11 protein-coding genes are annotated in these 15,174 nt (G+C 65.5%); 2 read left to right on the top strand and 9 right to left on the bottom strand.

The window, feature by feature from the left end:
* Positions 1-143 precede the first annotated feature (143 nt).
* The 5 genes from QZ634_RS14015 to QZ634_RS13995 all read right to left on the bottom strand — a co-directional run bounded on the left by QZ634_RS14015 (position 144) and on the right by QZ634_RS13995 (position 9,721).
* Complete coding sequence (locus tag QZ634_RS14015) at positions 144-770, bottom strand: YbhB/YbcL family Raf kinase inhibitor-like protein (protein WP_291989338.1); 627 nt, start codon at positions 768-770, stop codon at positions 144-146.
* A gap of 19 nt (positions 771-789) precedes the next feature.
* On the bottom strand, positions 790-2,328 hold the full coding sequence (gene murJ / locus QZ634_RS14010) for a murein biosynthesis integral membrane protein MurJ (protein ID WP_291989336.1): 1,539 nt from the start codon (positions 2,326-2,328) through the stop codon (positions 790-792).
* Positions 2,329-2,481: 153 nt separating this feature from the next.
* Positions 2,482-2,787, bottom strand: a complete 306-nt coding sequence (locus tag QZ634_RS14005) for a hypothetical protein (RefSeq protein WP_291989334.1) — start codon at positions 2,785-2,787, stop codon at positions 2,482-2,484.
* Positions 2,788-2,792: 5 nt separating this feature from the next.
* On the bottom strand, positions 2,793-3,077 hold the full coding sequence (locus QZ634_RS14000; protein WP_291863987.1) for a hypothetical protein: 285 nt from the start codon (positions 3,075-3,077) through the stop codon (positions 2,793-2,795).
* Between the two features lie 179 nt (positions 3,078-3,256).
* On the bottom strand, positions 3,257-9,721 hold the full coding sequence (locus tag QZ634_RS13995) for an S-layer family protein (RefSeq protein ID WP_291989332.1): 6,465 nt from the start codon (positions 9,719-9,721) through the stop codon (positions 3,257-3,259).
* Between the two features lie 280 nt (positions 9,722-10,001).
* Here QZ634_RS13995 and QZ634_RS13990 point away from each other — a divergent pair, with 280 nt between their 5' ends.
* Positions 10,002-10,982, top strand: a complete 981-nt coding sequence (locus tag QZ634_RS13990) for a LuxR C-terminal-related transcriptional regulator (RefSeq protein WP_291989330.1) — start codon at positions 10,002-10,004, stop codon at positions 10,980-10,982.
* 39 nt (positions 10,983-11,021) lie between these two features.
* Here the strand turns inward: QZ634_RS13990 and QZ634_RS13985 are convergent, their stop codons facing one another.
* The 4 genes from QZ634_RS13985 to QZ634_RS13970 are packed head-to-tail and all read right to left on the bottom strand — an operon-like array spanning position 11,022 to position 14,338.
* Entirely contained in the window at positions 11,022-12,242 is a 1,221-nt protein-coding gene (locus QZ634_RS13985) for a lipocalin family protein (RefSeq protein WP_291989328.1), read from the bottom strand.
* On the bottom strand, positions 12,239-13,258 hold the full coding sequence (locus QZ634_RS13980; protein WP_291989326.1) for a hydrolase 1, exosortase A system-associated: 1,020 nt from the start codon (positions 13,256-13,258) through the stop codon (positions 12,239-12,241). The genes QZ634_RS13985 and QZ634_RS13980 overlap by 4 nt, the downstream gene beginning before the upstream one ends.
* The gene (locus QZ634_RS13975) at positions 13,255-14,076 is read right to left on the bottom strand and encodes a hydrolase 2, exosortase A system-associated (protein WP_291989324.1); all 822 of its coding nucleotides are present in this window, start codon (positions 14,074-14,076) and stop codon (positions 13,255-13,257) included. The genes QZ634_RS13980 and QZ634_RS13975 overlap by 4 nt, the downstream gene beginning before the upstream one ends.
* A 10-nt stretch (positions 14,077-14,086) precedes the next feature.
* Positions 14,087-14,338 carry a phosphopantetheine-binding protein gene (locus QZ634_RS13970; RefSeq protein WP_291989322.1) on the bottom strand — a complete coding sequence of 84 codons (252 nt, stop codon included), beginning with the start codon at positions 14,336-14,338 and terminating at the stop codon, positions 14,087-14,089.
* A 280-nt stretch (positions 14,339-14,618) separates the two neighbouring features.
* Here QZ634_RS13970 and QZ634_RS13965 point away from each other — a divergent pair, with 280 nt between their 5' ends.
* On the top strand, positions 14,619-15,146 hold the full coding sequence (locus QZ634_RS13965; RefSeq protein WP_291989320.1) for an adenylyltransferase/cytidyltransferase family protein: 528 nt from the start codon (positions 14,619-14,621) through the stop codon (positions 15,144-15,146).
* Positions 15,147-15,174 lie beyond the last annotated feature (28 nt).

Raw genomic sequence — 15,174 nt, 5'->3', positions numbered from 1 at the left:
TGCCGCTGTGCTCGCCGTCCGCTTGGCGAAAAAAAAAACGAACGGGCCTTCTCATGCGGCCCGTTCGTTTTTACGGGTGCGCTCGATCGGTCGCCAGGGCGCATCCAGTTGCCTCTGCGCTGCCTGCCGCCATGCGGGCGACTCTACTTGAGCGCAGGATTCAGCGTGTAAGTGCCGGTCAGGCTGGCCTGCGCGAGGATGTGCCCGTGCATCGCGGCACGGACCTGCTGCCCGGTCAGTTTGCCTTCGACATCGAGCTTGGCCACGTCGAGCGCAAAAACGGTATATACATAACGGTGGACCATCTCGTCGTTCCATGGCGGGCAGGGCCCGTCGTAGCCGTAGTAGTCGCCGCGCATATCGTTGTCGCCGGCAAACCAGCTGGTGTAATCGTTGATTCCCTGGCGTGCGTCGTGTGGCGCGTGCGGACCGGGCTTGCCACGTGGCGTGACATCGCTGGAGAACTCGCCTTCGCTGATCTCGCTGAGGCTGGCCGGCAGGTCGAAGAGCACCCAGTGGAAGAAATCGACGCGCGCCAGCGACGCCGGCACCGTCCGGTCCTCCTGATTGACGTCGTCACCCTGGCTCGGAACGTCGGGGTCATGGCAGATGATGGCCAGCGACTGCGTGCCGGCCGGGGCATCGCTCCACGCCAGCTGCGGGTTGCGGTTGCTGCCCAGGCAGACGTGGTGATCGGGGTCGGCAATGCAGAAAGCGAAGTCGCCGGGGATCTGCTGCCCGTCAGTGAAACTACTGCTGCTCAATCTCATCGTTGATCCTCCTGATTGATTACTCGGCCGCGCTGCGTTTGAAGTCGCGCAGGCGAAAACCTGCGATCCATAGTGTAGCGAAATAGACGCTCGCACCGAAGCTCACGAGGAGCGAAAGGCGGAGCAGGCGCTGGCTGAGGTTCCAGCCCAACCAGGCGCTCTCTTCGTCAACGGTAAACCAAAGCGCCGCAGCCATGGCCACCATGGCCAGCACGAGGCGGGCGTAGAAGCGTAGCCAGCCGGGTTGCGGGGCATAGATGCGGCTCTGCCGCAAACCCTGAAACAGCAGGCTGGCGTTGAGAATCGCCGCCAGGCTGATGGCCAGGGCCAGTCCGGCGTGCTGTAGCCAGCCCACCAGCAGCAGGTTCAGGATCTGTGTCGTGCACAGTGAAATGATCGCGATCCGGACCGGCGTGCGCACGTTCTGGCGGGCATAGAAACCGGGGGCGAGAACTTTCACCAGGATCAGGCCGAGCAGTCCGATGCTGTAGGCGAGCAGCGCGTTGCGAGTCATCAAGACGTCGTGGGCAGTGAACGCGCCGTGGTAAAACAGCGTCGTGATCAGCGGCGTCGCCAGCAGCGCCAGCGCCAGCGCTGCCGGTGCGGCGAGGAGGAAGGTCAGCCGCAGTCCCCAGTCGAGAAGCCGCGAGTAATCGTCGTGCTGCTCGGCGGCATGGTGCCGCGACAGCGAGGGCAGCAGAATGGTGCCCAGGGCCGCGCCGAGGAGGCCGGCCGGGAACTCCATCAGCCGGTCGGCATAGTACAGCCACGAAACACTGCCGGTGGCCAGGAACGAGGCGAAAACGGTATTCAGCAGCAGGCTGACCTGAGCCACCGAAACGCCCAGCAAGGCCGGTCCCATCAGCCGCAGGATGCGGCGAACGCCTTCGTCGCGCAGCTGCAGTGAGAATCTGGGCAGCATGCCGATGCGCTTGAGCGCCGGGATCTGGAAGGCCAGTTGTACGGCGCCGCCGATGAAAACGGCCCAGGCGAGCGCCAGGATCGGCGGCTCGAAGTGCGGCGCTGCGAACAGCGCCATGGCAATGAACGAAACGTTGAGGAGCACCGGCGTGAAAGCCGGAACGGCAAACCGACTCCAGGTATTGAGCACGCCGCCGGCCAGCGCGACCAGCGACATGAAGAGAATATAGGGGAAGGTGATGCGCGTCAGGCTGACGGTCAGGGCGAACTTTTCCGGGTCGTCGGCAAAGCCCGGCGCCGAGAGGTAAACGAGCAGCGAGGCGGCCGCCATACCGAGCACGGTCACCACCAGGACGAGGAGAAAAAGTGTGCTGCTCACGCGATCGACAAGCAGCCGGGTTTCTTCCGGGCCGCGCTTGTTGCGGTATTCGCCGAGAATCGGGACAAACGCTTGCGAGAAAGCACCTTCGGCAAACAGCCGGCGCAGCAGGTTGGGCAGCTTGAAAGCAACGAAGAATGCGTCGGTCAGCAGCCCGGCGCCGAAGGTGCGGGCAATCACGAAGTCGCGCACGAAGCCGAGGATACGCGACAGCAGGGTCATGCTGCTGACGGTGGCGAGGGTCTTCAGGAGATTCATTGCGGCTCCGGGCGGCGCCGCGCAGGCGCAAAGCCCGTCATCTTAGCGCCTGCAGGGCGGAAGCAGAACGCCTTTGTGGCGGCGAGCGTGCTTCGGAGAACAGGTTGCCGGTGGCGGGCGTCAGCGCCGCCACCTCCGATCCTCCGGTCAGGGCTACTGGGCTTGAGCCGGCTTGGCGTCCGCGTTGATGGTGATGCCGCGCTGTTGCAGCGCATTGACCACCGTCTGTGCATTCTTGTTACCGGCGCTGGCCAGCTTCTGCGTGCCGGCGGCCAGCGAATCTAGCTGCGCGCGCATTTTCTGGGCGTTCGTGTAGGTGCTGTCCTGATTGCTGCGCAGGCTCGCCAGCTGGGCTCGTTCCTGGTTCAGCTGGCTGGCCTGGAAGCCGAACCAGACGACCAGCGCCAGCGCGATCAAGAGCACCGGAAGAAAGAAATTCGTTTGCTGTGGCTCGTTCATGTCGTTCACCGTGCCGCAGCGGCTTGCCCGCCGGCGCTGAAAGTGATCCCCTCCGAGGCCAGCAAGTCGCGCAAGGCGGTGTCGTTGTCGCGCGCCGCAAGATCGGCCAGCGACTTGATCAGGGACTGGTAGAGAGGTTCCAGCTGCAGGCTCTGCTGGATGTACTGGCCGCGTGTGGCCAGCTCATTCTGCTCCTGGCGGTTGGCGCTGAACATCAGCGCATTGACAATCGCCAGACACAGCGCCAGGGCGCCCAGGGCGAGCAGGGCACGATATTGCATAGTGGTCAATCGAGGACTCCCGAGAAATTCAAGGAACGCGCCTTGCGGCGGCGAACAGGGGAAACGAGCGGCAAGAAAACGCGGTGGAAATGGTCGTGGCCAACGAGCGGCTAACAAGTGGTTAACAGTTGGCCAATCGGCGGCCAGAGGCGAGACGGGTTCCTCTGCCGAGGAACCCGTTTGCGGCCTTAGTCTAACATTCCGCGGCGACGCTGGAGAACAATGATGGCCATGGCGATGGTCAGCAGCAGCAGAGTGCCGGGTTCCGGAATCTGGTTGCCGCCGCCCGCCTGTACCCGAGCCTGGACGGTGAGCCGGATGTCCTGGAAGGCGGCGCTGTAGCCGCTGCCATTGTGACCGACGGCCGAGAGTACGATGGTGTCGCTGAAGCTGCCAACATTCAGGGCATCGAAGGCAATCTCGAGGCCGCCTTGCGCTTCACCGGCGTCCAGATCGGCAAAGGAAGCGAAGCCGCTCTTCAGGAACTCGTTGAGCGCGAAGCTGTAAGCGCCATCGAGCAGGTCGGCCGGGCCGACGACGTCGTTGGCCAGTTGCAGCAAGGCGCTGACCATGCCGCTGCCCGCGGTGAGCGTGCCGAAGTCGAGCAGGAAATCAAAGCCGCTGCCGCCCAGCGAGCCCGCCCCCGAGGTCTGCGAGAAGGTCGGCTTGGCGTAGTTGTTGACCTGCGCCTGCAGGGTGAGCGCGGTGTCGCCGAGGCCAAGGTCGGCCATCTCCGGGTTGTGGCTGGCAAACTGCAGCCGGTCACCGCCCTGGGTAAACACCCCGGCGCTGGTCGTGTCGAGGCTGACCAGCAGGCTGCTGGCGTCGGTCTGCCCGGCGGCCAGGCCGCTGACGCTGCCACTGCCGCCGAAGGGACCGACGGGCATGTTGATGAAGCTGCCCTGCAGCGTATCGTTGAGGGCCGCCACCGGCGCGCTGTTGGTCACCGAGATGTTCTTTGCCCCAACCACGTCGCCCTTGTGGACGATCCCGAAGTCGACGAGCACCGTATTGACCTGCGCGACGGCCTTCTCGTACACCCTGCCGGCCAGGCTGACCACTTGGCTGCCGACTGAAATGTCGGCCGCGCCGGTGGTGCCGGCCCCGGTCGATGCGAAGTTCACTTCCGCACTGCCGGCGACGCTGCCGGCCGAGCTGGTGTTCAACGCGATCTGCAGGCTGCTGGCGTCGGTGCCTTGCGCCGCCAGGTTGGCGATGGCGCCGCTAGCCGAGAAACCGCCAGCCAGCGTGCCGAAGCCGGCCTTGAGCCCTTCGGTGAAGCTGTCCGGACTGGCGTTGCTGACGCTGATCGCCGCCGTCGGTGCCGCGTCGCCGCGGCGTGCCACGAGGGTGACGTCGGTAGTGTTCAGGGTCGGGTTGGCCAGCCGATAGACGTCACCGCTGACATTGACCGTCTGCGGCGCGAGATTCGTCGTTCCCAGGCCGCTGGTGCCGTTACCGTCGGAGACCAGCGCGATCGTTGCGCTGCCGCTCTTAGCGCCGGCGCTGCTGGTGTCGATGCCGACACGCAGGTCGCTGCCGTTGGTCGCCTGGGCGGCGAGCAGATTGAAGGCGCCGCTGGCGGTGACTGGTACGCCGTTGGAGCTGATGCTGGCGTTGAGCTTTTCGGAGAAGCCGTCGTTGGCTGCCGTGTTGGTGATGCTCAAGGTCTGCTCGGCCGTGCTGCCGATGCGCACGGCACCGAAGTTGACCGGGTTGGGGGTCGCCGGGCTGGCGCTGGCCAAGCGGAAGACGCTGCCGCTGGTGGTGATGTCGCCACTGACGCCGATCGTCTGCGACGCCAGCGCGGAGATGCCCAGACCGCTGGTGCCGGTGCCGTCGGAAGCAAAGTTGATCACCTGCGTGCCGTTGACGTTGCCCGCGGCGGTGGTGTTCAGGCCAACGAGCATGCTGCTGCTGTTGGTCGCCTGCGCGGCCAGTTGGCTGATGCTGCCGCTGGTCGTGATGCGTGCGTCCGAACTGGCGCCGAAGCTGGCGTTGAGTTTTTCCGAGAAGCCGTCGGCGAGCGCCGTATTGCTGATGCTCAGCGCCTGCTGGACGAAGTCGCCGACGTGGACGTTGCCGAAGGCGATGGCGCCAAGGTTGTTGGCCGACGCCAGGCGGTAGACGTCGCCGCTGACGTTGATCGTCTGGCTGCCGGCGGAAATGGCCGCCAGGCCGCTGCTGCCGGTACCGTCGGAGACGTAGCTGATCGTCGCGCTACCGCTCTTGGCGCCGGCGCTGCTGGTGTCGATGCCGACCTGCAGGCTGCTGCTGTTGGTCGCCTGTGCCGCGAGCAGGTTGACGCTGCCGCTGGCGGTGGCCGGACCGCCGTTGGAGCTGATGCTGGCGTTGAGCTTTTCGGAGAAGCCATCGGCGGCGGCGGTGTTCTGCACCGTCAGCAGCTGACTCGCGGTATCGCCGACGTGGCGGTTGGCGAAGACGATCGGCGTCGGGTTGGCTGCGCCGGCCGCCAGGCGGTAGACGTCGCCCGAGACGGTGAGCACCTGACTGCCGACGCTGGCGATGCCCAGGCCGTTGCTCACCCCATTGACCGTGCCCGTGGTCTCGTAGGCGAGCGTCACGGTGCCGGTTTTCGCGCCGGCGGTGCTGTTGTCGACGCGCGCCCCCGTGGTGGTGTTGTTGCTGCCGCCGGCGATCAGGCCGAGGATGTTGCCGCCACTGATCGCGGCGTCGCCGCTGCTGCCGGCGAAACTGGCGTTCAGATCTTCGGAGAAGGCGCCTGCCGCGGCGTTATTGGTGATGGTGAAGAACTGCGTCACCGGCGTTCCGCCGACGCGCTGATTGGCGATCACCAGCGGCGAGGGCGTTGCGTTGCCGATGGCCGCGTTGTAGGCCGCCGCACTGCTGGCCAGCACGATGTTCAGCTTCTGGTCGGGGATATTCTCGAAATTGCTGCGCAGGTTGACGACCTGGCCGCTGAGCGGTGCGAGCGCACCGGCGCTGGCTGCGCTGAAGGTCACGCCGAGGTTGCCGGTGTTGTTGCCCGGTGCGCCGGTGTTGTAGTTGCCGGCCGTGACACCGCTGCCACCGAGGCGTGCATCGCTCAGATTGGCGCCGTTGACGCTGGTCTGGACGGCGCCGCGCAGCGCCGGGCCGGTGGTGCCGTTGTTCGCGATCTGGTAGTTGAACGTGGTGTCACCGACGCGCACGTTGTTGATCGTCAGTGTCGCATTGTTGGTGGCGCCATTGCTCACGCCGGCGCCGGTGATCACCTGCGCGACATCGCCACCGGCGACGATCTGGCCGGGCCCGGAAACGCCGGCGCGGCGGTTGAAGGCGTTGCCTGCGCCGGCGGCGACGTTGGTGTAGTCGGTGTTGATGGTCAGGTTCTGGGTGCCGATGTTGAGCGTCGATCCGGCAGCACCCATGACCAGCCGGCCCTGCGTGTTCGCGGCGTTGGTCAGGTTCATCACGCCGCTCGCATCGACTTGCAGCGTGCCGCTACCGGTGACGCCGTTGTCGATCGTCAGCGTCCCGTTTTGCGCACGCAGGGTGCCATGGTTGGTCAGCGTGCCATCGGTATTGACTCGGATCAGGCCACCGCCGTCTGAATTGATCGTGCCGTTGTTCACCAGCGTGTGTGTGCCGCCGATATTGATCTGGCCACCGATATTGCCATTCTCGCCGCGGATGGTGACGTTCGAGCCGATGGTGCTCGTGCCGTTGCCATCCAGGTCCAGGCGGTTGCCGGCGCCGGTGTTGCCGAAGACGATCGAGCCATTTCCGGCGAGTGCCTGTCCGCCCTCGAGGCTGAGAATGCCATTGTTGTTGATATTGACCGTGCCATTGACCGTCAGCCCATTGACTACGCGCTCGCGGCTGTTGACGAGGGTGGCCATGTCCAGCGTGCCGCCGATCGTCGTTGCATCGAGATAGTTGCTGGCACTGCTGGTGACCCGGAAGACGCCACCGTTGACTGAATTGATCGCTCCGCCGGTGACCCGTTGTGTCGACTGGAGAACGACACCGTTGTCGGCGAGGATCACACCGCTGGCGGTGTTGTTGACGTTGCTGTTCAGGTTCAGGGTGCCACCGTTGCGGGCTTCCAGGACGCTGTTGTTGGTCACCGCCGAGTCGGTGATGGTGATCGTTCCGCCAGCGACATCGGCGGAGATCCTGCCGTTGTTGAGCAAGGTCTGCGTGCCGCCGATATTGATCTGGGCGCCGATGGTGCCGTTCTCGCCGCGGATGGTGACGTTCGTGCCGACGGTGGTGGTGCCGTTGCTATCGAGGTCGACCCGGTTGCCCGGACCCGTGGCCCCGAGCACGATGCTGCCGTTGCCATCGAGGGCGCCGTTACCCTCGAAGCTGAGGATGCCGTTGTTGTTGATGTTGATCGTGCCGTTGAGCGTCAGGCCGCCCCCAATGACGCGTTCGCGGGCGTTGGTGGCGGTCAGGTCGAGGTTGCCGTTCAGGGTGACGCCGCTGAGGTAGTTGGCAGGGCTGCTGCTGGCACGGAAGATGCCGCTCCCCGAGGTATTGACCGTGCCGCTGATCACCACGCCGTTCTGCTGCACGGTGCTGCCGACACCGGCGACGATCTGGCCGCTGGCACCGCCGGCAACGTTGCTCGACAGGAGCAGGGTGCCACCGTTACTGGCTTCCAGGATGCCGTTGTTGGTCACCGCCGAGTCAGTAATGTTGATCGTTCCGCCAGCGACATCGGCGGAGATCCTGCCGTTGTTGACCAGCAGTTGCGTGCCGCCGATATTGATCGCGCTGCCGATGGTGCCGTTCTCGCCGCGGATGGTGATGTTCGACCCGACGGTGGTGGTTCCGGTGCCGTCGAGGGCGACGCGGTTGCCCGAACCGGTGGCCCCGAGCACGATGCTGCCGTTGCCATCGAGGGCGCCGTTGCCCTCGAAGCTGAGGACGGCGTTGCTATCGATGTCGATCCTGCCGTTGAGCGTTAGGCCACCGCCATCGACGCGTTCCCGGGCGTTGGTGCTGGTCATGTCGAGGTTGCCGTTCAGGGTGACGCCCCTGAGGTAGTTGGCAGGGCTGCTGCTGGCACGGAAGATGCCGGTCCCCGAGGTATTGACCGTGCCGCTGATCACGACGCCGTTCTGCTGCACGGTGCTGCCGGCACCGGCGATGATCTGGCCGCCGGCACCGCCGGCGACGTTGCTGGACAGGAGCAGGGTGCCCCCGTTCTTGGCTTCCAGGATGCCGTTGTTGGTCACCGCCGAGTCGGTGATGTTGATCGTTCCGCCAGCGACATCGGCGGAGATCCTGCCGTTGTTGAGCAGGGTCTGCGTGCCGCCGATATTGATCTGGTTGCCGATGGTGCCGTTCTCGCCGCGGATGGTGATGTTCGACCCGACGGTGGTGGTTCCGGTGCCGTCGAGGTCCACGCGGTTGCCCGAACCGGTGGCCCCGAGCACGATGCTGCCGTTGCCATTCAGAGCGCTGTCACCCTCGAAGCTCAGGCTGCCGTTGTTGTTGATGTCGATGGTGCCGTTGAGCGTCAGGCCGCCACCAATGACTCGTTCCCGGGCGTTGGTGGCGGTGAGGTCGAGGTTGCCGTTCAGGGTGGCGCCGCTGAGGTAGTTGGAGGCGCTGCTGGTGGCACGAAAGACGCCGCTCCCCGAGGTGTTGACCGTTCCGCTGATCGTCACGCCGCTCTGCTGCACGGTGCTGCCGGCACCGGCGATGATCTGGCCGCTGGCACCGCCGGCGACGTTGCTGGACAGGAGCAGGGTGCCCCCGTTCTTGGCTTCCAGGATGCCGTTGTTGGTCACCGCCGAATCGGTGATGTTGATCGTTCCGCCAGCGACATCGGCGGAGATCCTGCCGTTGTTGAGCAGGGTCTGCGTGCCGCCGATATTGATCTGGTCGCCGATGGTGCCGTTCTCGCCGCGGATGGTGACGTTCGACCCGACGGTGGTGGTTCCGGTGCCGTCGAGGGCGACGCGGTTGCCCGGACCCGTGGCCCCGAGCACGATGCTGCCGTTGCCACTCAGAGCGCCGTCACCCTCGAAGCTGAGGACAGCGTTGCTATCGATGTCGATGGTGCCGTTGAGCGTCAGGCCGCCACCAATGACTCGTTCCCGGGCGTTGGTGTTGGTCATGTCGAGCTTGCCGTTCAGGGTGACGCCGCTCAGGTAGTTGGAAGGGCTACTGAATGCCACCAGCGCGCCGCTACCCGTTGTGCTGATGATGCCGCCGGTGATGGTGCTGCCGAACTGGTTGACGACACTGCCGTCATCGATGTTGATCGTGCCGCCGGTGTTGTTGATGTTGTGGCCGACGGAGACGCCAATATTGGCCGTCGAGGCGCCGCCGACGTTGATGACGCCGCTGTTGGTGGTGGTGCCGCCACCACCGACGAGGTTGAGGCCGAAGGCGTCGATGTTGATCTGGCCGGCGTTGTTCAGCGTCCGAATCGACTGCCCGGTGTTGATCGTGACCACGCCCGCGGCGCCGATATTGGCGGTGTCGCTGCTGCCGGGCGTGGTCGCCGGATTACCATTGCCCGCGCCGCAGGTCAACCAGTCGGAGGGCGTCGCCCAGTTGCCGGCGGTAACGTTCCAGGTGCAGGTGGCCGCGAGGGCTTGCTGTGCGGGGAAGGCGAGAAGAATGGCAAGAAGGGCTGGCTTGACTGTCGAAAGCGGGTGCTTGGCGCGCATGGGTGTCTCCTCTGATCACGGACGGAACGCCGACAGCACTCGGCGCCGGCCGGCAACATAAAGCAACTTGATGTCAGTCCTAAAAGCAAGTCCTATGCCCGCAAGGATTTGGTGCCGGCTCGCAGCGGCTTTCCGTTGATCTTTCAGGCGCTTATGGGGGCTAAGTCGGTGCGTTGCAGGGACGGGTCGGCAATTTTCCTGAGCGTGCCGCGCGCGCTTGTAAAGCGCCACGATGATGCAATTGCACCATTGGCGGAGAGCAGTACAGAACGGATTTTTGGTGCACAATGCGCGTATGCCGAACGTCGACGCTGGCCCTTTGAATGCGCTGATCCTGCACCTTTATCGCGACGGTCGCGAGGTGCCGCTGGGCAGCTTCCAGGCCTGGGCAGTGGAGCAGCTGCGCTCGCTGGTGGACTTCGACTCGGCCTGGTGGGGCAACGCCACGGCGCATCCTCCGGCGCTGCACGAAGTGTTCCTGCACAACTGCGATGAAAGCATCGTCGACGCGTATCCGCCTTTCGTCGACGGCGATTTCTTTCGCGCCGCCCTGGTCGCCTCGCCTGGCATTTCGGTCAACATGAGTGACCTCACCACGCGCGCACGCTACGTGCGCACAGCACTGTATCGCCAGCTGGGGCGGCGCTTCAGGATCGAATGGTCGCTGGGAACGCTGGTCATCGAACCGACGTCGTCGCTATACGAGTTCCTGACGCTGTGGCGTCACGACCGCAAGCGCCCTTTTTCCGAGACCGAGCGGCAAACCAAGGAACTGCTGATGCCGCACCTGGTGGAGATACATCGCGCCGTGCGCTTGCGCCATTTCCTGAGAGTTCCCGGCGCCTTCAACCGCGAGTGGGCGGTGGCCGATGCGCGGGGTTTCCTGCGTGAGGCTTCACCAGCCTTCATTTCCCGCGTCAGCAAGCTCTGGCCGGACTGGCGTGGCAGCGCCCTGCCCGAGCCGCTGCTCGCTTCCCTGCGCACGGGGCGTGCGTATGTCTCGCCCGAGCTGGCTCTGGACGTTGCGTCATGCGCTCACCTGCGCTACCTCAGCGCTCGATCGGACGGCGCGCTGGCGCAGCTTTCGGCGCGCGAAGGCGAGGTTGCCAGGCGCTATGCGCAGGGCGAAACCTATTCGGCCATCGCCAGGAGTCTGTCGCTTTCTCCGGCAACGGTACGCAACCATATTGCCCACTGCTTTCGCAAGCTGGGGGTCAACAACAAGGCCGAACTGGTGCGCCGCCTCGAAGGTAGGGCGTGACGCGCTGGCGATCTGAGCAATCCTGTCCTGTCGAGCGCGCTATTTCTTGCGTTTCGCCGCTTGTGGCTCCTTCGCCGACTCCTTGGCCGGCGGCTCCTTCACCGGCTCGTAGCCGCTCAACTCCATGAAGCCGCCACCGCTGTGCGAGCCGCTCACCTTGACCGCGCCTTCCCAGTACACGTTCAGCGTCGTCGTGCGCGAATCAAACTCGCTCGCCCGGATGACCGGGTCCACCTGCAGTTGCAGGCCCTTCGAGGGAATCGCGACGGTCCAGTCCAGCGGATAGCGCACTCCGGATGCAGGGCTCGTCCAGCTGGCCGTTGAGCCGAGCGCAATGTCGGCATCGCCGAGGGCGGTTACCGTGCCGTTCCTTGCGTAGGTGCCCATGCGCTGGACCGGTTTTCCCTGCCGATCGAAGAGCTCGAAAATCATGATGTCGGCACCGTCGGTGAGTTGCAGGGCAAACCAGTTCCAGCGCAGGTTTGCTGCTTCGAAGTCACCCCATTGATGGTCGAACCACACTTCGCCGCGTACCGCTTTCCGCTGGCCCTCGACGGTCAGCGTCCCTTGCGCGGTCATGCGTGGACGCGAAGTGTAATAGCTCTTGCCGGCGGCAGCGAAGTCAAGCAGGCCGGCGACCGGCGTTCCCGGCGCCTGGTGCAGGACCGGCGCGTTCCGGTCATCGAGTTGCAGATCGAGCGAAAAGTCCTTGCCGGCCATCTTGGCCAGGTGTTTTTCGCCGTTTCCCTGCAGCTGCCATTTGCCGAAGCTCAGGTTGAAGCCGTCCCGGCGCCCATCCGAGGGGTTGCCGGCGGTACGCGCCTGCTCGGTGTATCGCTTCTCGGTCCGATGGTCGAGGAGCGAGCCGTGGAAGACCGTGTGCGTCAGCGTTCCGCGCCGCAGGAAGCTGGCCAGGTGAAACGAGTATTTTTCGCCGGAGTCGGTTTGCAGGTGGCCGCTGTAGTACCACCATTCGGTGAGCTTGTCGTGCACCGCGTCGTCGGCTGGCAGTTTCACCGGCGGCAGCAGCCCGGCGTCGGCGCTCGCGCTGGCCAAAGTGGCCACCCGATGGGCCGCGCCGGAGGGTACGGGCAGCGGCTCGGAGCGCATGAAGAGCACCCAGGCGACGGCCACCAGAATGGCCAGCCAGCCGGTAATGACCAGCCATCGATAGCGTCGGAACCAGCGTGCCGAGCCGGCATGGGCCTTGCCGCGAGTGTGGCGTCGGCCGCCATAGGAACTGGTGATCTGCGTGCTCATGCGAGGAATCCCCCGGTGGTGGGAGCGGTTTCAAGAACCTCGCTCACGGTGTCAAGCCAAGCCAGCGTGGCGTCTTCGACTTGCGCACGCTGCGTGCGAGAGGAAAAAGTGTGATCGGCCTCGGCAAGATCGACCCGCCGCACCTTGGCCGCGTCGACGAGTCCTGACCAGGCCGGGTCGCTGCCGGCAAACTCGAGAAACTCTTTGGCAGTGTAGTCCTGTCCGCTAAGGATCAGTAGCAGCCGGCCGGGAAACTCGCGCCAGCCTTCCGCCATGCGTTCCTGGAAGCTGTGCCTTTGCGGAGCCTTGCCCGGCGCGCGCGAACGCCGCGCCAGCATTGCGCTGGCGAGCAGCGCGCGCAGCGACTTGACCACTTCGAGGCGGCCGCTGAGCAGCTTGCGCCAGAATTCGCCCTGCATCAGGCGTTGCCCGTAGTAGTGCTTGATGTGCGTCTGCGCCAGGCTGGCCTCCGAGCGCACCCAGGGGTTGAGCAAGGCCAGGCCGGCGATGCGCGGGTCACGGCTTGCCTGGACGTACAGCAGGGCAGCCGATGCGGCGTCGCAAAGGCCCCAGAGAACGACGCGCTGCAGCGTCGGGCTGGCGCTCTGGAAGGCGTCGATGGCCGCAGCGATGTCCGTCGACACCTCCTCGAAGCCACGCATGCCGCCACCGGCGTCACCCATGCCGCGGTAGTCGAAACGCATCGCCGGATAACCTGCGGCGGCGAGGCGTCTGGCAAGCAGCAGGAACTGGCGGTGACTGCCCACCCGGTACTGCGGGCCGCCGACGACGATCAGTACGCCACAGGTGGCGCGCTGCTCGCGGCGGCGGTCGTCGGCGGTGAGCCTTGCCGGTTGGCCGTTGGCTGCGCCGTCTGGCAGCTCTGCCTGGCCCTCGTCGCGGTCGGCGGTGGTTTGCTGGTTGCCGCCGTGGCGCCCGGCCGGTGGCCAGGCGACAATTGCCGGCAGCAGTTCGCCGGCGCACGGAATGAGCAGCGCCTGTTCGCGGCTGTTCATGCCGGAACGGCTTCCGAGAGGGCGCGCAGGCTGGCCTCGAGCAGCGCCGGACACTCGCTGATTTCTGTCGTCTGCCAGAACGCAGGGCCGCTGACCGCCGTGCCGCGCGCTTCCTGGCCGGCGGCCTGCCACTGCGTGAGGCGCGCCGTGGCTGCCGGCGAGAGGCGGGCATCGGGTCGCCCGGAAATTTCGATCCATTCGACGCGACCCGAGCGGTGCGGCAGGAGAAGTTCCGCCTGTTCGAGACCATGCGCCAGCGCGGGCGACAACAGATAGCCGGCGATCTCGATGGCTTCCCCTTGCCGGAGCTGGCTGCGCAAGCGCTCCATGACGCCCTTGCCATCGCTGGCGAGCATTTCGGCGGCCACTTTCAGGCGCAGGAATTGCTGCAGAAACTGCTTGCCGGAGAGCACCGGTTGCCAGAGCAGCAGCTTGACCGGCGTTTGCATGCGCTGCGCCGCCTCATTGACCAGCAGGCAGCCACTGCGCAGGCCCCACAACCACAAGGGGGCTGGCGTCCGTTCCTGCAGCCAGGAACAGGCGAGCCTTACGTCGGCCAGCCAGGCCTCCCAGGTGGCGTCGCCGAAATCACCCGCACTGTCGCCGCAGCCGAGCAGATCGATCTGCAGCACGCTGTAGCCGGCGCTGGCCATGGCCCTGGCCTGCAGTGCCGCCATCCGGCGCGACTTGTTGAGCTCCTCGCCGAAGGGATGCACGTAGACCACCGCGCCACGTTGTTTCTCCGCCGGCTCCGGGGTGTAGAGCAGGGCAAAGCGCTGGCCGGCGGCGCTGGGCAGGAAGAAGGCTTCGCAGGGCATCGTCAACGGCTCAGGCGCCCAGTTTTCCCTGCACGAAGTCGAGCAGCGTGCCTAGCGAGGCAAAGACCGTGCCGTCGATTTCATCGTCGTCCACGACAAAGCCGAAACGTTCCTCCAGGGTCGTGATCAGGGCCACGACGGCCATCGAATCGAGTTCCGGAATGGCGCCAAGCAGGGGCGTGTCCAGGGTGAAGGCGCTGGCGCGGCCCTTGAGGCTCAATACCTCGTCAAGCACAGCGACGACCTCGTTTCTGATCTCCATGTTTTCTCCTGTGGCGGGGTTGGTCCAGCATTCGAGTATGCCGCATTCCGGATTGCGCATTCGGCCAGCCAAGCGGGCGCTGGTCATTTGAGCGGCGATTATAACGAGCTGCTTGCCGAGCCTCCGTGAGATAGGTCACGTGGCGAGCTTCGCGTGTGCTCCGATGGCCAGGCCTTGCTGGCCGGGCGGGCGGATGAGAGACTGGCGTGCATCGCCAGGTGATCAGGCTGGCGCCCGACTGGGCCAGCCCGCAGCACCGGCAAGCTTCCTGGAGTGAACAATGGCCGAATCGATCTTGCCGGCGCAGCCTGCCGCCACCGTAACCAGTGCATTGCCCGCCTTCGAGAGCAAGATCGTCGCCCCCGGCGAACTTGCCGGGCGCCTCGCCGACGTGGCGCGCCCTCTGGTGTTCACCAATGGCTGCTTCGACATCGTTCATCGCGGGCATGTGACGCTTCTCGCGCAGGCACGGGCGCTGGGTGCGGCGCTGCTGGTGGCGGTGAACTCGGACGCTTCGGTCAAGCGTCTCGGCAAAGGCGACGACCGGCCGGTGAATTGCCTGCTCGATCGGCTGGCGGTGATCGCCGCGCTGGAATCGGTGACGCTGGTGACCTGGTTCGACGAGGATACGCCGCTGCAGCGCATCCTCGATTGCCGGCCGGAGGTTCTCGTCAAGGGTGGCGACTGGCCGGTCGAGAAAATCGTCGGCAACCGCGAAGTGAGCGCTGGCGGGGGGCGCGTCGTGTCCCTGCCTTTCATCCACCAGACTTCCACCACCGCGCTGCTCGAGAAGATCCGCCGGCTGTAGTGCTGCCTCCTGCCTCGGGCCGGTGAGG

The sequence above is a fragment of the Candidatus Accumulibacter sp. ACC007 genome (genome assembly GCF_907163205.1).
GTDB lineage: Bacteria > Pseudomonadota > Gammaproteobacteria > Burkholderiales > Rhodocyclaceae > Accumulibacter > Accumulibacter regalis.
The sequence above is the reverse complement of the archived record's forward strand: the minus strand, read 5'-3'. Positions and strand labels throughout refer to the sequence as shown.